General features: G+C 65.5%; 7 protein-coding genes. 4 read left to right on the top strand and 3 right to left on the bottom strand.

Annotated features, from left to right (window positions below):
- Positions 1–66: 66 nt before the first annotated feature.
- Positions 67–13,092 carry a non-ribosomal peptide synthetase gene (locus tag HX830_RS24215; RefSeq protein WP_177103062.1) on the top strand — a complete coding sequence of 4,342 codons (13,026 nt, stop codon included), beginning with the start codon at positions 67–69 and terminating at the stop codon, positions 13,090–13,092.
- 208 nt (positions 13,093–13,300) lie between these two features.
- On the opposite strand, the gene dsbG is transcribed toward HX830_RS24215, so the two are convergent.
- From dsbG to dsbD, 3 genes are read right to left on the bottom strand one after another with little or no spacing between them, the layout of a single operon-like run.
- Positions 13,301–14,080, bottom strand: a complete 780-nt coding sequence (dsbG, locus tag HX830_RS24220) for a thiol:disulfide interchange protein DsbG (protein ID WP_152736981.1) — start codon at positions 14,078–14,080, stop codon at positions 13,301–13,303.
- Positions 14,056–14,925 (bottom strand): TlpA disulfide reductase family protein, encoded by an 870-nt coding sequence (locus HX830_RS24225; RefSeq protein ID WP_177103064.1) that lies wholly within the window; start codon positions 14,923–14,925, stop codon positions 14,056–14,058. The genes dsbG and HX830_RS24225 overlap by 25 nt, the downstream gene beginning before the upstream one ends.
- The gene (gene dsbD / locus HX830_RS24230) at positions 14,925–16,670 is read right to left on the bottom strand and encodes a protein-disulfide reductase DsbD (RefSeq protein WP_177103066.1); all 1,746 of its coding nucleotides are present in this window, start codon (positions 16,668–16,670) and stop codon (positions 14,925–14,927) included. Before dsbD ends, HX830_RS24225 begins: the two co-directional genes overlap by 1 nt.
- Before the next feature lie 192 nt (positions 16,671–16,862).
- On the opposite strand from dsbD, the gene HX830_RS24235 reads away from it, so the two are divergent.
- The 3 genes from HX830_RS24235 to HX830_RS24245 all read left to right on the top strand — a co-directional run bounded on the left by HX830_RS24235 (position 16,863) and on the right by HX830_RS24245 (position 20,429).
- Complete coding sequence (locus HX830_RS24235) at positions 16,863–17,543, top strand: response regulator (RefSeq protein ID WP_103496883.1); 681 nt, start codon at positions 16,863–16,865, stop codon at positions 17,541–17,543.
- Complete coding sequence (locus HX830_RS24240) at positions 17,540–18,865, top strand: ATP-binding protein (RefSeq protein ID WP_177103068.1); 1,326 nt, start codon at positions 17,540–17,542, stop codon at positions 18,863–18,865. The genes HX830_RS24235 and HX830_RS24240 overlap by 4 nt, the downstream gene beginning before the upstream one ends.
- A 151-nt stretch (positions 18,866–19,016) precedes the next feature.
- The gene (locus HX830_RS24245; protein ID WP_177103070.1) at positions 19,017–20,429 is read left to right on the top strand and encodes an aspartate aminotransferase family protein; all 1,413 of its coding nucleotides are present in this window, start codon (positions 19,017–19,019) and stop codon (positions 20,427–20,429) included.
- The last annotated feature ends 57 nt before the right edge of the window (positions 20,430–20,486 follow it).

The raw sequence follows: 20,486 nt of genomic DNA on the forward strand, positions 1-20,486 counted from the left end.
GTCTCATATTCAATCGGCCTGCCCGTCTTCAAGACTCCGGGCCGGCCGACTTCAGGCAGGAATACCATGATGGATGCGTTCGACCTCCCCAGCACCCTGGCCCAGGCCCTTCAACGTCGCGCGGCGCAGACGCCGGAGCGGCTGGCCTTGCGTTTTCTCGCCGAGAACCAGGAGCAGGGCGCCGTGCTCAGTTACCGCGACCTGGACCTGCGGGCGCGGACCATTGCGGCAGCGTTGCAGACCCAGGCCGAGGTTGGGGACCGCGCGGTCCTGCTGTTTCCCAGCGGCCCGGATTACGTCGCGGCGTTCTTCGGTTGCCTCTACGCCGGGGTGATCGCGGTGCCGGCCTATCCGCCGGAATCCGCCCGTCGTCATCATCAGGAACGCCTGCTGTCGATTATTGCCGATGCCGAGCCACGCCTGGTCCTGACCCAGGAAGCCTTGCGCGAACCGCTGTTGCAGATGGCCGAGCTGTCCGCCGCGGATGCCCCGGGCCTGCTCTGTGTCGATCAGTTGGACAGCGCGCTGGCGGCTGACTGGAACCCGCCCGAGCTGCATGCCGACGGCATCGCCTTCCTGCAATACACCTCGGGTTCCACCGCGTTTCCCAAGGGCGTGCAGGTCAGCCATGGCAATCTGATGGCCAACGAACTACTGATCCGTCGCGGTTTCGGTATCGATCTCAATCCTGATGACGTGATCGTCAGCTGGCTGCCGCTTTACCACGATATGGGCCTGATCGGCGGGCTGCTGCAACCGATTTTCAGCGGCGTGCCCTGTGTGCTGATGTCCCCGGCCTATTTCCTTGCTCGCCCATTGCGCTGGCTGGAAGCGATCAGCGAATACGGCGGCACCATCAGCGGCGGCCCGGACTTCGCCTATCGGCTGTGCAGCGAGCGGGTCAGCGACAGCGCGCTGGCGCGCCTGGACCTGAGAAGCTGGCGGGTGGCCTATTCCGGTTCCGAGCCGATTCGCCTCGACACCCTGGAGCGTTTCGCCGAGCAATTCGAGCCTTGCGGTTTCAGCGCCGATGCCTGGTTCGCCTCCTATGGCCTGGCGGAAGCCACCTTGTTCGTTGCCGGTGGCCAGCGTGGCCGGGGGATTCCCGCCCTGCGCCTGGACGATGCGGCCCTGGCGCAGAATCGCGCGCAACCGGGCGACGGCAACGCGGTGATGAGTTGCGGCACCGGCCAGCCCGGGCATGCCGTGCAGGTGGTCGAACCGAACACTCTGCACGTGTTGGCCGACAATCAGGTCGGTGAGGTCTGGGCCACCGGGCCGAGTATTGCCCGGGGTTACTGGCGCAATCCCGAAGCCTCGGCCAAGACCTTTGTCGAGCACGCCGGGGCGACCTGGCTACGCACCGGCGACCTGGGTTTCCTGCGCGACGGTGAGCTTTACATCACCGGGCGCCTGAAGGACATGCTGATCGTGCGCGGTCACAACCTGTATCCCCAGGACATCGAAAAGACCATCGAGCGGGAAGTGGAGGTGGTGCGCAAAGGCCGGGTCGCGGCGTTTGCGGTCACCGAACGGGGCGAGGAGGGCATCGGTATCGCCGCCGAGATCAGCCGCAGCGTGCGCAAGATCCTGCCGCCAGAAGCCCTGATCAAGGCGATCCGCCAGGCGGTGGCCGAGGCGTATCAACAAGCGCCGAGCGTGGTGGTGCTGCTCAATCCCGGGGCTTTGCCGAAAACCTCCAGCGGCAAGTTGCAACGTTCGGCCTGCCGCAGCCGTCTGGCCGATGGCAGCCTCGACGCCTATGCGGTATTCCCGGATCGCTCGGTAGACGCGGAACCGGGTGTGGCGGCAGATAACGCCGGCGATGAACTGCAAGCCCTGATCGGCCGAATCTGGTCCGAGCTGTTGCAGGTGACGCAAGTCGCCAGCGACGACCATTTCTTCCTGTTGGGCGGCAACTCGATCCTGGCGACCCAGGTGGTGGCCCGCCTGCGCGAGGCGTTGGGTATCGAACTGAACCTGCGCCTGTTGTTCGAAGCGCCGACCCTCGGCGATTTCAGCGCACAAGTGGCGCGCGTGCAGCAGGACGGCGGCCTGGCCCTGGGCGCGATTGCCGTGCTGTCGCGAAACCAGGACCTGCCGCAATCCCTGGCCCAGAACCGCTTGTGGTTCCTCTGGCAACTGGACCCGCAGAGCAGCGCCTATACGATTCCCGGTGCCCTGCGCCTGCGCGGCGAGCTGGACGAAGCGGCGCTGCGCAGCAGCTTCCAGCAATTGATCGACCGCCACGAATCCCTGCGCACGCGGTTCCTCGAACGCGACGGTCAGGCCCTGCAACGGATCGAGGCCAAGGCCACTTTCGAATTGCAATGCATCGACCTCGGTGACTTGCCCGCCGACGCCCGTGAAGCCCGCGCCCGGCAAATCCGCGAGGACGAAGCGCGCACTCGATTCGATCTGGAAAACGGCCCGTTGCTGTGGGTGACATTGGTGCGCCTGGACGACCAGGAACATCAGTTGCTGGTGACGATGCACCACATCATCGCCGACGGCTGGTCGCTGAATATCCTGATGGACGAGTTCGCCAGGCTTTACGCCGCGGCAGCCCAAGGCCAGGTCGCGGAGCTGGCGCCACTGTCCTTGCAGTACGCCGACTACGCCGGCTGGCAGCGCCAATGGCTGGCCCAGGGCGAAGGCCAGCGGCAGCTGGATTACTGGAAAGCCCGCCTGGGCGGCGACGAACTGCCGACCCTGAGCCTGGCCACCGATCACCCGCGCTCGGCGCAAAAACGCCACAGCGCCGAACGCTTGACCCTGCGCCTGGACAAGACGCTGGGCGAGGCCGTGCGCCAGACCGCCCAGGCCTTCGAGTCGACGCCGTTCATGCTGTTGTTGTCGGTGTTCCAGGGCCTGCTGCACCGCTACAGCGGCCAGCAGGACATTCGCATCGGCGTGCCCGGCGCCAACCGTCCGCGCCTGGAAACCCAGGGGCTGATCGGCTTCTTTATCAACACCCTGGTGCTGCGGGTCGAGCTGGACGCGCGCCTGCCGTTCAGCGAACTGTTGGCCCGCACCCGCCAGGCCACCCTCGAAGCCCAGGCGAACCAGGACCTGCCGTTCGAACAACTGCTCGAAGCCTTTCCGCAGGCTCGCGAACAGGGTCTGTTCCAGGTCCTGTTCAACCACCAGCAACGCGACCTCGGTGCCTTGCGCCGCTTGCCCGGCCTGCTGGCCGACGAGCTGCCCTGGCACAGTCGTGAAGCCAAGTTCGACCTGCAATTGCACAGCGAGGAAGATCGCGGCGGGCGCCTGAGCCTGTCCTTCGACTACGCCGACGAGTTGTTCGACGCGCCGACCATCGAGCGCCTGGCCGGACATTTCGTCAGCCTGCTGCGTGAAGTCTGCGCCCAACCGCAACGGGTTATTGCTGATGTGCAACTGCTGGATAACACCGAACAGGCACGGCAGATCGAATGGGGCGCGGCGGCCTGTGCCCCGGCCCGGCAATGGTTGCCGGAACTGCTGGAGCAACAGGCCCGACTGACCCCGGAACGCATCGCCCTGCAATGGGAGGGCGGCAGTCTCGACTTCGCCAGCCTGCACACCCAGGCCAATCGCCTGGCCCACTACCTGCGGGACAAGGGCGTCGGCCCGGACGTGCGGGTGGCCATCGCCGTCGAGCGCTCGCCGCAACTGCTGATCGGCCTGCTCGCCATTATCAAGGCCGGCGGCGCCTATGTGCCGCTGGACCCGGACTACCCGGCCGAGCGCCTGGCCTACATGCTCGCCGACAGCGGCGTCGAACTGCTGCTGACCCAGAGTCATCTGCTCGACAGCTTGCCGGTGGCCCCCGGGGTCAGCGCCATCGCCCTCGACCTGCTCAAGCTCGACACCTGGCCGAGCCAGGCACCGGGCCTGCACCTTGAAGGCGATCACCTCGCCTATGTGATCTACACCTCCGGCTCCACCGGCCAGCCCAAGGGCGTCGGCAACACCCACGCGGCCCTGGCCGAGCGCCTGCAATGGATGCAGGCGACCTACGCGCTGGATGACAGCGATGTGTTGATGCAGAAGGCCCCGATCAGCTTCGACGTGTCGGTCTGGGAATGCTTCTGGCCGCTGATCAGCGGCTGCCGCCTGGTGCTCGCCGGCCCTGGCGAACACCGTGACCCCCAGCGTATCGCGCAATTGGTGCAGACCTACGGCGTGACCACGCTGCATTTCGTCCCGGCGCTGCTGCAACTCTTCGTTCATGAGCCGCAGGTGCCCGCTTGCGGCAGTTTGCGGCGGCTGTTTTCCGGTGGCGAAGCCTTGCCCGCCGAGCTGCGCGACCGGACCCTGGAGGCTTTGCCGAATGTGCGTTTGCACAACCGCTACGGCCCGACCGAAACCGCGATCAACGTGACCCACTGGCACTGCCAGGTCACGGACGGCGAGCGTTCGCCCATCGGCCGGCCGCTGGACAATGTGATTGCCCGGGTTCTCGATACCGACCTCAACCCACTGCCCGCCGGTGTGCCCGGGGAGCTGTGCATCGGCGGTATCGGCCTGGCCCGGGGTTACCTGGGACAGCCGGGGCTGACGGCCGAGCGTTTTGTCGCCGACCCGCTGGGAGAGGCGGGCGCGCGTCTGTACCGTACCGGCGACCGGGTGCGCTGGAATGCCGAGGGCGTGCTGGAATACCTCGGCCGTCTCGACCAGCAGGTCAAGCTGCGTGGCTTCCGTCTGGAACCGCAGGAAATCGAAGGGCGGCTGCTGGCCCAAGAAGAGGTGGCCCAGGCTGTGGTACTGGTACGCGAAACCGCGGCCGGTGCGCAGTTGATCGGCTACTACACCAGCCCCGCCAGCGCCGAGTCCGAAGCGCAGCAGAGTGAACGTCTCAAGAGCGTACTGGCCGCCGAGCTGCCGGACTATATGGTGCCCTCGCAACTGGTGCGCCTCGACGCCATGCCCCTGAGCCCCAGCGGCAAGCTGGATCGCCAGGCCTTGCCGGAACCGCAATGGCAGGTGCGCGAGCACCTTGAGCCGCAAAGTGCGCTGGAGCAGCAGATCGCCGCGATCTGGCGCGAAGTGCTCGGCCAGCCGCGTATCGGCCTGCGGGACGACTTCTTTGCTCTCGGCGGCCATTCGTTGTTGGCCACCCGGATCATTTCCCGCACCCGCCAGGCCTGCGATGTCGAGCTGCCGCTACGGGTGCTGTTCGAAGCCAGCGAACTGGGGGCCTTTGCCGAACAGATCCGGCTGATCCAGGGGGCCGGTCGGCGTAATCCGCAAACCGCGATCCAGCCGGTCGACCGAAGCCGGCCGGTGCCCTTGTCCTATTCCCAGCAGCGCATGTGGTTCCTCTGGCAGATGGAACCGGACAGCCCGGCCTACAACGTTGGCGGCATGGCGCGCTTCAGTGGTGTGTTCGACCTGGCCAGTTTCGAGGCGGCGTTGCAGGCGTTGATCCTGCGCCACGAAACCCTGCGCACCACCTTCCCGAGCGTGGATGGCGTGGCCTGTCAGCGGGTTGCCGCCGAGACCGGTCTGAGTCTGGCCCTGAAGGACTTCTCCGCCTTCGACCCCGTCACCCGCGAGCAGCGTCTGCGGCAACTGGCGGACAGCGAGGCGCACCAGCCATTCGACCTGGAAACCGGACCCTTGCTGCGCGCCTGCCTGGTCAAGGCCGGGGAACAGGAGCATTACTTCGTCCTGACCCTGCACCATATCGTCACCGAAGGCTGGGCGATGGATATCTTCGCCCGGGAACTGAGCGCGCTCTATGAAGCCTTTGTCGAAGGTTGCGAATCGCCGTTGGCGCCGCTGGCCGTGCAATACCTGGACTACAGCGCCTGGCAGCGCGAATGGCTGGAATCCGGCGAGCGCCAGCGCCAGCTGGATTACTGGACCGCGCAACTGGGCAACGAACACCCGTTGCTCGAACTGCCCGGCGACCGTCCGCGGCCGCCGGTGCAAAGCCACCATGGCGAGCTCTACCGCTTCGACCTCGACGATGCCCTGGCCACGCGGGTTCGTACCTTCAATGCCGAGCACGGCCTGACCCTGTTCATGACCATGACCGCCGCCCTGGCCGTGCTGCTCTATCGCTACAGCGGCCAGGGCGACCTGCGCATCGGCGCACCGGTGGCCAACCGGATCCGCCCGGAAAGCGAAGGCCTGATCGGTGCCTTCCTCAATACCCAGGTGCTGCGTTGCCAGCTCGACGGCCAGATGCGCGTCGGCGAGCTGTTCGAGCAGGTCCGGCATACCGTGATCGAAGGCCAGTCCCATCAGGACCTGCCGTTCGATCAACTGGTCGAGGCCCTGCAACCGCCCCGCAGCGCGGCCTACAACCCGCTGTTCCAGGTGATGTGCAATGTGCAGCGCTGGGAGTTCCAGCAAAGCCGGCGCCTGGGCCAGATGACCGTGGAATACCTGGTCAACGATGCGCGGGCGACCAAGTTCGACCTCAACCTGGAAGTCACCGACCTCGACCAGCGCCTGGGTTGCTGCCTGACCTACAGCACCGACCTGTTCGACGAGCCCCGTATCGCCCGCATGGCCGGCCATTGGCGCAACCTGCTGCGGGCCTTGTTGGACGATCCGCAACAACGCCTCTGCGAGCTGCCGCTGTTGCAGGCCGACGAGCAACAGGCATTGCGCGACAGCCTGGGCCTCGAGGCCGGCGAACAGCGCCTGGACCAGTGTATCCAGAGCCTGTTCGGCCAACAGGTCCTGGCCCGGCCGGACGCACCGGCCTTGACCTTCGCCGGCCAGACCCTGAGCTACGGCGAACTCGACCGTCGCGCCAATCGCCTGGCCTGGCGCCTGCGCGAGCAGGGCGTCGGCCCGCAGGTGCGGGTCGGCCTGGCGCTGGAGCGCTCGCTGGACCTGGTGGTTGGTCTGCTGGCGATTCTCAAGGCCGGCGGCGCCTATGTGCCGCTGGACCCGGAATACCCGCTGGACCGCCTGCATTACATGATTGAAGACAGCGGCGTCGGTTTGCTGCTGAGCCACACAGCGCTGCTCGACGCCCTCGGGCCACTGCCGACCGGTGTGGCGAGCTGGTGCCTGGAGCAAGACGCTCCGGCCCTGGCCGACTATCCCGCCACCGAGCTGCCGTTTATCAATCTGCCGCAGCACCAGGCGTACCTGATCTACACCTCCGGCTCCACCGGCAAACCCAAGGGCGTGGTGGTGTCCCACGGCGAAATCGCCATGCATTGCCAGGCGGTGATCCGGCGTTTCGAGATGCGTCCCGACGATTGTGAACTGCATTTCTATTCGATCAACTTCGATGCCGCCACCGAACGCCTGCTGGTGCCGTTGCTCAGCGGTGCCCGAGTGGTACTGCGGGCCCAGGGACAATGGGATGCCGAGCAGATCTGCCAGTTGATTGATGAGCAGCGGGTCAATGTTCTTGGCTTTACCCCCAGCTACGGCAGCCAGTTGGCCCAATGGCTGGCGACCCAGGAGCGGACCTTGCCGGTGCGCCTGTGCATCACCGGCGGCGAAGCCCTGACCGGCGAGCACCTGCAGCGGATTCGCGCGGCCTTCAAGCCCCGGCTGTTCTTCAACGCCTACGGCCCGACGGAAACCGTGGTCATGCCCCTGGCCAGTCTCGCTCCCGAGCAGTTGGAGGAGGGTGCCGCCAGCGTGCCGATTGGCCGCGTGGTCGGGGCGCGTGTGGCGTTTATCCTCGATGAGGACCTGGCATTGCTGCCACAAGGCGCTACCGGTGAGCTGTATGTCGGCGGCGCGGGCCTGGCCCAGGGTTACCATGCGCGTCCCGGCATGACCGCCGAGCGTTTTGTCGCCGATCCGTTCTCGGCCGATGGCGGACGCCTGTACCGCACCGGTGACCGGGTCCGGCAGCTGGCCGACGGCCAGGTCGAGTACCTGGGCCGGGTCGACCATCAGGTGAAGATTCGCGGTTTCCGCATCGAACTGGGGGAAATCGAAAACCGTCTGCTGGAACATCCGGCGATTCGCGAGGCGGTGGTCCTCGCCCTGGAAATCCCGGGCGGCCGGCAACTGGCGGCGTATCTGACCAGCGACGTGGTCGAGCAGGGCGAGACCGAACAGGCTGCCTTGCGTGAAGCCCTCAAACTGCATCTCAAGCGCCAACTGCCGGACTATATGGTCCCCGCGTACCTGATCCTGCTGGAACAGATGCCGCTGACCGGCAACGGCAAACTGGATCGCCGCGCCTTGCCGGCACCGGACCCGGAGCTCAACCGCCAGCACTATGTGGCGCCAGGCAACGAACTGGAGCAGTCCCTGGCGGCTATCTGGAGCGAAGTGCTGAACCTCTCGCCAGTGGGCCTGCACGATAACTTCTTCGAACTGGGCGGCGACTCGATCCTGTCGATCCAGGTGGTCAGCCGGGCGCGGGCGCAGGGGATTCATTTCAGCCCCCGCGACCTGTTCCAGCACCAGACCGTACAAAGCCTGGCGGCGGTGGCCACCCGCAGCGAGCGGATCGTCGCCGAACAAGGCCTGCTCAGCGGCGCCTCGGGCCTGACACCGATCCAGCACTGGTTCTTCGACAATGAAATTGCCGAACGCCAGCACTGGAACCAGGCGGTCTTGCTGGCGCCGACCCGTGTCCTCGAACCCCATGCCCTGGAACAGGCGCTGTTGATCCTGCTGGAGCACCATGACGCGTTGCGCTTGAGCTTTACCCGCCCCCACGGCCAATGGCTGGCGGAGTACGCGGTACCAAAGGACGTCAGTGTGTTGCAGCAGGTCCGCGTCATGGATTGGGCGCAGTGCACCGAGCTGTACACCGAAGCCCAGCGCAGCCTCGACCTGCAACAGGGACCGCTGCTGCGGGCCTTGCTGGTGGACGGGCCGCAGGGTGAACAGCGCCTGCTGCTGGCGATTCATCACCTGGTGGTGGATGGCGTTTCCTGGCGCATCCTGCTGGACGATCTGCAAACGGCGTATGCCCAATTGATCGAAGGCCAGGCTTTGCAACTGCCGATCAAGACCAGTGCCTTGCGCGACTGGGCGGTGCGCTTGCGGGCCTATGCCGGCAGTGAATCGCTACGCGAAGAGATGACCCTCTGGCAGGCGCAACTGGCTGGACCTGCGACCGAACTGCCGGGCACGAACCGCCAGGGCGGGTTGCAGAACCGTCATGGGCAAACCCTCAGCGTGCACCTGCCGGCGGCGCGCACCCGGGCCTTGTTGCAACAGGCTCCGGCGGCCTATCGCACCCAGGTCAACGACCTGCTGCTGACCGCCTTGGCGCGGGTGATCTGCCGCTGGACCGGCAGCGACTCGGCGCTGATCCAGCTCGAAGGCCATGGCCGCGAAACCCTGTTCGACGAAATCGACCTGACCCGCAGCGTGGGCTGGTTCACCAGTGCCTACCCGGTGCGCCTGACCCCGTGCCTGATCGAAGATGCCTCTGGGCAGGGCGCCTCGATCAAGGCAATCAAGGAGCAATTGCGCGGCGTGCCGCACAAGGGCCTGGGTTATGGCGTGCTGCGTTATCTGGCCGATCCGGCGCATCGCGCGGCGATGGCGGCTTTGCCGCAGGCGGCGATCACCTTCAACTACCTGGGGCAGTTCGACCAGAGCTTTGGCGACGAGGCGCTGTTCCGGCCGCTGGACGAATCGGTGGGGCAAGCCCATTCGCCTGAGGCACCGCTGCCCAACGAGTTGAGTATCGACAGCCAGGTGTATGGCGGTGAGCTGGTCCTGCGCTGGACCTTCAGCCGCGAACGCCTCGCCCCACAGACCGTCGCCGAGCTGGCCCAGGCCTACCTGGGCGAACTGGACAGCCTGATCGAACATTGCCTGAAAGACGGCAACGGCGGCCTGACCCCATCGGACTTCCCCCTGGCGCGCCTGACCCAGCCGCAGCTCGATGCGCTGCCGGTGCCGGCCGCGCGGATCGAGGACGTCTACCCGCTGACGCCGATGCAGGAAGGCCTGCTACTGCACACCTTGCTGGAACCGGGCACCGGCCTCTATTACATGCAGGACCGCTACCGCATCGACAGCGAACTGGACCCGCGGCGCTTCGCCGAGGCCTGGCAGCAGGTGATCGCCCGTCACGAAGCCCTGCGCGCGTCCTTCTGCTGGAACGTCGGCGAGGAGATGTTGCAGGTTATCCACAAGCCGGGCAGCATGCCTTTCGAATACCTGGACTGGAGCCTTGAAGCCGAGGCCGGCCATGAGCCGCGTCTGCAAGCCTTGCTCGAAAGCGAGCGCGAAGCCGGTTTCGATCTGCTCCGTGAGGCGCCGTTCCACCTGCGCCTGATCAAGGTCGGCGCGGCGCGCTACTGGTTCATGATGAGCAACCACCATATCCTCATCGATGCCTGGTGCCGCTCGCTGCTGATGGACGATTTCTTTGAAATCTACATGGCCATGGGCGAGGGCCGTGAGGCGCAACTGGTGCAGCCGCCGCGCTACCGCGACTATATCGGCTGGCTGCAACGCCAGGACCTGGTGCAGGCCCGGCAGTGGTGGAAACACAACCTGCAAGGTTTCGAGCGGGCCACCCATATTCCGAGTGACCGGCCGTTCCTGCGCGAGCATGCGGGGGCTACTGGCGGGATGCGGGTAGGGGATTGCCATACCCGTCTCGATGTCCGCGATGGCGCACGTCTGCGGGAGTTGGCCCAGCAGCATCAGCTGACCGTGAACACCTTTGCCCAGGCGGCCTGGGCTTTGGTCCTGCGTCGTTTCAGCGGTGATCGCGACGTGCTGTTCGGTGTGACCGTGGCCGGTCGTCCGGTGGATATGCCGCAGATGCAACGCACCGTCGGCCTGTTTATCAACAGCATCGCGCTGCGGGTGAAACTGCCCCGGGACGGCGTGACCTGCCGTGTGCGTGATTGGTTGAGCGGCTTGCTGGCGCACAATATGGAACTGCGCGAGTACGAATACCTGCCGTTGGTGAATATCCAGGAACACAGCGAGCTGCCCAAGGGCCAGCCGTTGTTCGACAGCCTGTTCGTGTTCGAGAACGCCCCGGTGCAGGTCTCGGTACTCGACCATGCGCAGAGCTTCAATGCCACTTCGGATTCGGGTCGGACCCACACCAACTTCCCGCTGACGGCGGTCTGTTATCCGGGCGATGACCTCGGGCTGCACCTGTCCTACGACCGGCGTTATTTCGAGGAGGCCAGCATCGAGCGTCTGCTCGGTGAGTTCAAGCGCCTGTTGCTGGCCTTGATGGACGGTTTGCACGGCGATATGGCCGATTTGCCGCTGCTGGCTGAAGAGGAGCGGGAATTTCTGTTGCACGACTGCAACCAGAGCGAACGGGCTTATCCGTTGGAGCAGAGTTATGTGGCGCTGTTCGAGGCGCGGGTCGAGGAACATCCGCAACGGATCGTGGCGAGCTGCCGGGATCAACAGCAAAGTTACGAGCAACTGAACCTGGCGGCCAACCGACTGGGCCATGCACTGGTTCAAGCCGGTGTCGGTCTCGATCAGCCCGTGGCGCTGCTGGCCGAACGGGGTCTGGAACTGCTGGGCATGATCGTCGGCAGCTTCAAGGCCGGCGCCGGCTACCTGCCGCTGGACCCGGGCTTGCCGGGCCAGCGCCTGAGCCGGATTGTCGAATTGAGCCGCACGCCGTTGCTGGTCTGCACCCGGGATTGCCTGGAGCGGGCGCGGGCCTTGCTGGCGGAGTTCGCCGAGCCGCTGCGACCGAAGCTGCTGGTCTGGGAAGACGTCCAGGAAGGGGGATATGCGTCGTCCAACCCGGGTATCCACAGCGCCCCGGATAATCTGGCCTACGTGATCTACACCTCCGGCTCCACCGGCCTGCCCAAGGGCGTGATGGTGGAGCAGCGCGGCATGCTCAACAACCAGTTGAGCAAGGTGCCGTACCTGCAACTGAGCGAGGCGGATGTGATTGCCCAGACGGCGTCGCAAAGCTTCGATATCTCGGTCTGGCAGTTCCTGGCGGCGCCGTTGTTCGGCGCTCAGGTAGCTATCGTGCCGAATGCCCTGGCCCATGATCCGCAAGCTTTGCTGGAGCATGTCCGGGAGCAGGGCATCAGTGTGCTGGAAAGCGTGCCGTCGCTGATCCAGGGCATGCTCGCCCTCGACCCGGTCAGCCTTGACGGCCTGCGCTGGTTGCTGCCGACCGGCGAGGCGATGCCGCCCGAGCTGGCCCATCAGTGGTTGCAACGCTATCCACAGGTCGGGTTGGTGAATGCCTATGGTCCAGCCGAGTGCTCGGATGATGTGGCGTTTTTCCGGGTCGACGAGGCCTCGACGCGGGGCAGCTACCTGCCGATCGGCCTGCCGACCGACAACAACCGTCTGTACCTGCTCGACGGTGCCGATGAACTGGTGCCGCCGGGGGCGGTGGGCGAGTTGTGCGTGGCCGGGATCGGGGTCGGTCGCGGTTATATCAGCGATCCGTTGCGCACCGCGCAGGTGTTTGTGCCGCATCCATTCGGTGGGCCGGGTGAGCGCTTGTATCGTACCGGCGACCTGGCACGGCGCCGTGTCGATGGGGTGCTGGAGTATGTCGGGCGGATCGACCATCAGGTGAAGATCCGCGGTTATCGGATCGAACTGGGGGAAATCGAGGCGCGCCTGCATGAACAGCCGGAGGTCCGCGAGGCGGCGGTCGGGGTTCAGGAGGGGGTCAACGGCAAGCACCTGGTGGGTTACCTGGTGGCGACGGATTCGGCCCTGGGTGTGAACGAACGACTGGAGCGGATCCGCCAGCGCCTGCGGGCCGAGTTGCCGGAGTACATGGTGCCGTTGCACTGGTTGTGGCTGGACGCGCTGCCGTTGAACGCCAATGGCAAGCTTGATCGCAAGGCCTTGCCGGTCCTGGAGATCGGCCAGTTGGCCAGCCAGGACTATCTGGCGCCGCGCAATGAACTGGAGCAGATTCTGGCCGGGGTCTGGGCCGAAGTGCTGAAGGTCGAGCAGGTCGGTGTACGCGACAACTTCTTCGAACTGGGCGGGCATTCGTTGCTGGCCACGCAGATCGCTTCACGGGTGCAGAAGGTCCTGCAGCGCAATGTGCCGCTGCGGGCGATGTTCGAGTGCGGCACGGTGGAGGCGTTGGCGGCGTATATCGACGGGCTGGAAGCCAATGGGATCAGCGAGGATAAGGTTGATCGCCTGAGCGACCTGATGGCGGAGCTGGAGGGGTTGTGAAGGGCGTGGGGTCATGAAGGCCCCGCGAAATCTTGATCGTTAACCCGTAGCCGCGGCCAATGCGGTCATTTGTAGGAGCCGGCTTGCTGGCGATGGCGTCCCTGAGAACGATGCAGGGTTCAAGGGCCCCATCGCCAGCAAGCCGGCTCCTACAGGATCGTGTTTCAGCGTAACAATAGCGTCAGGCACCTTGGTGCCTGTGGATGAATCACTTCGGCCCGAGAATCTTCAGCAGCTTGTCCGGTGACGGTGCACCCTGCTGCTGTTGCAGATCACCATTCTCATCGAGATAGAAAATCGACGGGGTCGCCGACAGCTCCAGATCCTCCATCAGCTTCATGTTGGCATCGAGCTTGGCCTGGATCGGTGCCGGGATCGTGTCCAGCGGCTTGAGCTTGCTGCCCTTGCCGGCCTTCTCATGGTCATGCAGGGCCAGTTGCGGGTCCTTGGCGGTAAACAGCGCGGCCGCCTTGGCCGCACTGTCCTCGCGGATAATCCCGACCATGATATGGCGCAATTGCACCTTGCCCGAGTCGACCCACGGCCGTGCCTGTTCCCAGAACATATTGCAGTACGGACAGTTCGGATCACTGAACAGATAGACGGTGCGCGGTGCATCCTGCTTGCCGTCCTCGATCCAGCTGCTCTTCTCCATCTGTCCCCAGACCTGCTTGGCCATCGGCCCATACACCAGCTTGTGCAGCGGCGCCTGGCTCAGGTCGTTGCCGTCGGCGTCATACAGGTTGCCGGCGATCACATTCTTGCCATCGGCGGTCAGGTACAGGGCCATGCCCCGATTCTGGAACTGGGCGGCATAACCCCGCAGGCCACCCGGCGCGTCGAAGCTGCCGACGATTTTCGCGCCCTTGGCTTCGATGCTCTTGATCGGCGCGGGCAGTTCTTCGGCCTGGACCATGGGCGCTTGCAGCAGCAACGCGCCCAGTGCGGTGCTCAGGCTCAGGTTCAGCAGGTGGCGGTTGAAGGGCATAGCGGTTTCCTTGCGGTGGCCGGTGTGGCCGAAGTGGATTTGGGCGGACCGAAGTTTTCCAGGGCCCGGGCCAGGCTGGCCTGGGATAATTCGCCCAGGTGAGTACCCAGCAGGCGGCCTTCGGCGTTGTACAACAGGGTGGTGGGCAGGGCCATGGAGCCGACGCTCTGGGCCAGCTTGCCGGTACCGTCGAACAGCACGTTGTCCAGGTTCAGGCCCTGGGTCATCAGGAAGGTGCTGACGCTCTGCATGCTTTCGGCCTGGTTGACGAACAGGAAGGTCACGTCCTGGCGTTCATACTGGGCTTTTTGCAGCACCGGCATTTCCCGTCGGCACGGCGGGCACCAGGTGGCCCAGAGGTTGATCACCAGCGGGCCGCCCTGGTAGTCGCGCAATTGCACCTCCTGGCCCTGGGCATTGCGCAGGGTGATTTCCGGCAGGCGCGTGCCTTGTTCGTAGAGGGTCATCGACAGGCTGGCCAGCAGCCAGAACGCCAGGCCACTGCCCAGTCCTAAACCCAGCGGCCGGCGCAGGGCCGGACGTCGCCAGCAGAACAGCACGGTGCCCGACAGCAGTGCCAGCACCCCCGGCCAGGCGAGGAAACCACCGTCGCGGATATCCAGCACCTGCAACGGATCGTCGCGAAAATAGCTCCAGTAGGCGATCACGAAACTGATTCGCGCCACCAGCATGGCCAGCATGAACAGACCGAACAGCACCGACTCCGGGTTGTCACCGCCCCGTTTCGCCACCCGCCAGCCCACCAGCGTCGCCAGGGCGAGGGCGAGCAACAACAGCAGGTGGTTGATCGACAACGCGAAGGTACCGAGGGTCAGGGTGAGCATCAGCGAACATCCCGTGTGCTGTTCCAGTTCTGGAGAAAAGCCTTGGCATCGACTTCGCCGGTAATCCGGCTGCCCCGGCGTTCCTGGCCGTCCGGCGCGAGCCACAGCAGGGTCGGTGGGCCCGGTACTTCATAACGGCCGAGCAGTTCGCGGCTGGCGGCGTTGTCGTTGGTCACATCCAGGCGCACCAGCCGGACATCGCCCAGGGCAGCCTGTACCTCGGCCTGGGAGAAGACCGTTTTTTCCATGATCTTGCACGACACGCACCAGTCGGCGTAGTAGTCCACCAGCACCCATTGGCCCTGGGCCTTGGCCGTGTCCAGTTCGCGCTGCAAGGCGGCCGGGTCCTTGAGGGTGATAAAGGCATCGTGGGCCGCTGCGTTGCCATTGGCCGTTGTCGTGCCGGTATAGACGTGCAACGGCTGCCACAGCTCGGTGCTGCCGCCGGCGGCACCGACCACCAGAATCGAGCCCCAGAGACCGAGCAGGGTGCCCACGCAGGCACTCAGCAGGGCGCCGCGTCCAGGCTGGCGGCCCTGTCTCCAGGCGCAGCAGGCGATGATCAACAGCAACGCGCCCCACAGACCGAGCCACAGCGATTCGCTGACCACCGGGCGGATCATCAGCACGGCGATGCCGAGGAACAGGAAGCCGAACACCGCCTTGACCCGGTCCATCCAGGCGCCCGGCTTGGGCAGGAAGCGGTTGCCCACGGTCACCAGCAGCAACAGCGGCAAACCCATGCCGATGCCCATGGTGAACAGCACCAGGCCGCCTTCGACGATTTTTCCGCTCTTGGCGATATACAGCAGGGCACCGGCCAGGGGTGCGGTCATGCACGGGCCGACCAGCAGGCCGGAGAGGGCGCCGAGTATCCCGGCGCCCAGCAGGCTGCCGCCGCGCCGACCGCTGCCGGCGTTTTCCAGGCGATCACGCAGGGCCGCCGGCAATTGCAGTTCGAAGAAACCGAACATCGGCAGGGCCAGCACCACGAACAACGCGGCGAAGCTGCCCAGCAGCCAGGGTTGTTGCAGCAACGCCTGCAAGTTGCCGCCGAGCAGGGCCGCGAGCATGCCCAGCGCGGCATACACCAGCGCCATGCAGATCACATAGCTGCCGGCCAGGGCAAAACCACGCCGTGGACTGGCGCCACTGCCCACCACCAGGCCGGCGAGGATCGGCAGCATCGGCAGCATGCACGGGGTGAACGCCAGTAGCAGGCCGATGCCGAAGAAGATCAGCAGGCTCCAGCCCAGGGCATTGTGTTGCAGGCTGGCGGCCAGGGATTGGTCCTGTGCCTGAGCCTGGCCTGGCGCCGTGGACACCGGGGCCTTGCCGCCCAGATCGACGACCTGGCTTTGGGGCGGGTAGCACAGGCCGGCGTCGGCGCAGCCTTGCCAGCCCACGGTAACCTTGCCACTGGCGCCGGCCGGGATCAGCAGCTCGAGTTCGCTGCGATAGACCTGCTGGTCGCCGAAGAACTCGTCGCTGTGGTGCTCACCCGTGGGCAGCGCGGGCCGTTGGGCCGCGTCGAGGCCGTCGAGCTTCAGGCGTTTCTGGTAGAGGTAGTAGCCGTCGGTGATCTGCCAATACAGCCGGGTTTGCCCGGAGGGCAGGGTCTCGGTGCTGAAGGCGAAGGCCTGGCCGACGGGCAGGAAATCCGGCTTTTTTACCGCGAACGGATCGTTACCGGCCTGGGCCAGGCCTGCGAAAAGGACAAAAACAAAGGTCAACAACCAACGCATAAAAAAGCCTTAGAACCGTGGCAAGTGGGGCAAGCCTGCAAGCAGGCGATTAACCGATCATTAACCCGATTTTATCCGGGTTGTACACGGACTTTGTAGGCGCCGGGTGATTAACTATTCTGCGGGCATTGGCGGCATAATCGCCGCTTAATCCATTTGCGTTCCAATCGACACATTTGCGCAGGTATCCCCATGCATGTACTGGTTTGCGAAGACGATGAACTGATCGCCAGCGGCATCAAGGCCGGACTGACCGCCCAGGGCATGATCGTCGAGCATGTCGCCAACGCCGCGGCGGCGCGGGCCATGTTGCGCGCGGCCGAGTTCGACGTGATGGTACTTGACCTCGGCCTGCCCGACGAAGACGGCCTGAAGCTGCTGGCACAACTGCGCCAGAAGGGCCTGGAGATACCGGTGCTGATCCTCACCGCCCGCGACTCGGTGACCGACCGGGTCGACGGCCTGCAGGCCGGCGCCGACGACTACCTGCTCAAGCCCTTCGACCTGCGCGAACTCTTCGCCCGCCTGCAAACCCTGCTGCGGCGCGTGGCCGGGCGCAGCGTCAACCTGATCGAGCACGGCGCCCTGAGCTACGACCCGAGCAGCCGCGTGACCCTGCTCGGCGGCCAGCCGGTGGACCTCTCGCGCCGTGAGCAGGCGCTGTTGCAGGCGCTGCTGCACAACCGCGGCCGGGTCCTCTCCAGCGAGCAACTGAAAGACAGCGTCTACGGTTTCAGCGACGAGCTGGAAAGCAATGCCTTGAACGTGCATATCCATCACCTGCGCCGCAAGCTCGGCAACGGCATTGTCGAAACCGTTCGCGGCCTCGGCTATCGACTGGGCCCGGCGGGTAACGAGGACACCGCGTCATGATGAGCCTGCGTCTGCGCCTGAGCCTGACCATCGGCGCGGCGTTTATCCTGATCTGGGCCCTGGCCGCGACCTGGATGCTCAGCGACCTGCGCCACCAGATGATGTTTTCCCTCGACCAGCGCCTGGTGGCTTCGGCGCGCATGGTCGCCGGGTTGCTGGAGCAGTTGCCGCCGATTTCGACCAAGGGCGACGGCACCCATTTCAGCGCCGAACAGCTTAATATCCCGGGAGGCATGGCCTGCCAGGTCAGCTCCCTGCGTGGCGAGATCCTGGCCCGCAGCCACAACAATCCAGAGCAGGCCCTGGAGGACCAGACCGCCGGTTTCCATGACCAGATGATCGACGGCGCGCCCTGGCGCAGCTTCACCCTGGTGCGCGGCGACGTGCATATCACCACCGCCGACCGCCAGGTCGAACGCGAGGCGCTGAACCTCTCGGTGCTGCTGGCGGCCTCGGTGCCGGTCGGCGTGGCATTGGTGGGTTGCCTGTGCCTGCTGTGGCTGGGGATCGGCCAGGGCCTGGCGCCGCTCAATCGCATGCGCGATGCCTTGATGCGCCGTAGCCCCGACTCCCTCGAACCCTTGCAGGTGCAGCCGCTGCCCCGGGAATTGCAGCCGTTGCTGGACACCCAGAACCAGCTGTTCCAGCGTATCGGCAAGACCATCGAACGCGAGCGCCGCCTGACCGGCGATGCCGCCCACGAACTGCGCAGCCCGCTGACCGCGATCAAGACCCACCTGCAAGTGGCGCGCATGACCGAAGGCGCGGCCCGTGACCAGTCCCTGGCCCACGCCGAGGCCGGCGCCGACCGCCTGCACCGGACCCTCGAGCAATTGCTGCTGTTGGCGCGGGTCGAAGGCAGCCTGTCGTTCGACGATGGTGTGCAGTGCAATGCCGAGCAGGTGGCGCGCCTGGCGATCCAGGATTCGGCCAATGGCAATCGTGGTCGCATTGCCTTGCACCTCTCGGACAACTTCTCCGCGGCGCCGCTGGAAATGCCCTCGACCCTGTCCATCGCCGCCTTGCGCAACCTGCTGGACAATGCCCTGCGCCACACACCGGGGGATGCGCCAGTGGAATTGAACGTGGAAACCATCGGCAACCGCGTGCGCTTCCAGGTCCGCGACCACGGCCCGGGCATCGCCCCGGACGATCTGCAACACCTGACCCAACGTTTCTGGCGCAACAGCACCAGCACCGGTTGCGGCCTGGGGCTGGCGATTGTCAACGCCATCGTCCAGCGTTGCGGCTGCGTGCTGCACTTCGACAGCCGTCCCGACGGGCTGCGGGTCGAACTGACCATGCCGTTGCAGGCGGTCTGAACCCCCTCTCCTGAAAAACTCCTGATGCAAAGCGTCGCCCGGGTGTAAATCCTGGCGCCGCCGGTGCGTTTCCAGAACACAAAGCCTGCGCGCACCCGCGCGCGGGCACAGGGTTTTGGTCACTATCAGCAGAGTATTGAGGGATCGAGAGATGTCAGTCGCTACCAGCCTTATCGAAAAATTACCGGTGGGTGCCAGTCAGCTGCCGGTTGGAACGCTCTATCAGTTCGACGAGTCGCCGATCCTGGCCCGTCAGAGTCGCCAGGAATCCAACGCTCGCAGCTACCCACGGCGTATCCCCCTGGCGCTCAAGCGCGCCAAGGGCCTGTATGTCGAGGATGTCGAGGGCCGCCGTTTCATCGACTGCCTGGCCGGTGCCGGGACCCTGGCCTTGGGGCACAACCACCCGGTGGTGATCGAGGCGATCCAGCAGGTCCTGGCCGATGAGCTGCCGCTGCACACCCTCGACCTGACCACGCCGGTCAAGGACCAGTTTGTCCAGGACCTGTTCGGCTTGTTGCCCGAGGCCCTGGCCAAGGAGGCGAAGATCCAGTTCTGCGGCCCCACCGGCACCGATGCGGTGGAGGCCGCGCTGAAACTGGTGCGTACGGCCACGGGGCGCAGCACCATCCTGTCCTTCCAGGGCGCCTACCACGGCATGAGCCAGGGCGCCTTGAGCCTGATGGGCAGCCTGGGGCCGAAAAAACCGCTGGGTGCACTGTTGGGCAATGGCGTGCAGTTCCTGCCGTATCCCTACGACTACCGTTGCCCGTTCGGCCTGGGTGGCGCGCAGGGGGTCAAGGTCAACCTGCATTACCTGGAAAACCTGCTGAACGATCCCGAGGGTGGCGTGCAGTTGCCGGCGGCGATCATTGTCGAGGCGGTGCAGGGCGAGGGCGGCATGATCCCGGCGGACCTCGACTGGCTGCGCGGCCTGCGGCGGATCACCGAGCAGGCCGGCGTGGCGCTGATCGTCGACGAGATCCAGAGCGGTTTCGGGCGTACCGGCAAGATGTTCGCCTTTGAACACGCCGGCATCATTCCGGACGTGGTGGTGATGTCCAAGGCCATTGGCGGCAGCCTGCCCCTGGCGGTGATGGTCTATCGCGACTGGCTCGACACCTGGGCCCCGGGCGCCCATGCCGGGACCTTCCGTGGCAATCAGATGGCCATGGCCGCCGGTTCCGCGGTGATGCGTTATCTCAAGGAACACGACCTGCCGGCCCACGCGGCGGCCATGGGCGCGCGTTTGAGCGAGCACCTGCGCATCCTGCAGCGGGACTTCCCGCAGCTGGGCGATATCCGTGGGCGCGGCCTGATGCTGGGGGTCGAACTGGTCGATCCGAGCGGTACCCCGGATGCCCAGGGTCATCCGCCAGCCTTTGCGCGCCTGGCGCCGCTGATTCAGCGTGAATGTCTCAAGCGCGGGCTGATTCTCGAACTGGGCGGGCGTCACGGTGGCGTGGTGCGGTTCTTGCCGCCCCTGGTGATAAGCGCGCCTCAGATTGACGAAGTGGCACGGATTTTCGGTGATGCGCTGGCGGCGGCGGTGGCCGGCCTCTAATTTTTTGCCGGGCTTCAACGTTTCCTTCTACACGAGCGCTGCGCAGCGGGCGCGGCC

It is taken from the genome of Pseudomonas gingeri (genome assembly GCF_013385425.1).
Classification (GTDB): domain Bacteria; phylum Pseudomonadota; class Gammaproteobacteria; order Pseudomonadales; family Pseudomonadaceae; genus Aquipseudomonas; species Aquipseudomonas gingeri_D.

Coding starts and splice junctions, on each gene's coding strand:
- dsbD (WP_177103066.1), bottom strand. CDS start 16,670: ATGCGTTGGTTGTTGACCTTTGTTTTTGTCCTTTTCGCAGGCCTGGCC.
- HX830_RS24225 (WP_177103064.1), bottom strand. CDS start 14,925: ATGCTCACCCTGACCCTCGGTACCTTCGCGTTGTCGATCAACCACCTG.
- HX830_RS24215 (WP_177103062.1), top strand. CDS start 67: ATGATGGATGCGTTCGACCTCCCCAGCACCCTGGCCCAGGCCCTTCAA.
- dsbG (WP_152736981.1), bottom strand. CDS start 14,080: ATGCCCTTCAACCGCCACCTGCTGAACCTGAGCCTGAGCACCGCACTG.
- HX830_RS24235 (WP_103496883.1), top strand. CDS start 16,863: ATGCATGTACTGGTTTGCGAAGACGATGAACTGATCGCCAGCGGCATC.
- HX830_RS24245 (WP_177103070.1), top strand. CDS start 19,017: ATGTCAGTCGCTACCAGCCTTATCGAAAAATTACCGGTGGGTGCCAGT.
- HX830_RS24240 (WP_177103068.1), top strand. CDS start 17,540: ATGATGAGCCTGCGTCTGCGCCTGAGCCTGACCATCGGCGCGGCGTTT.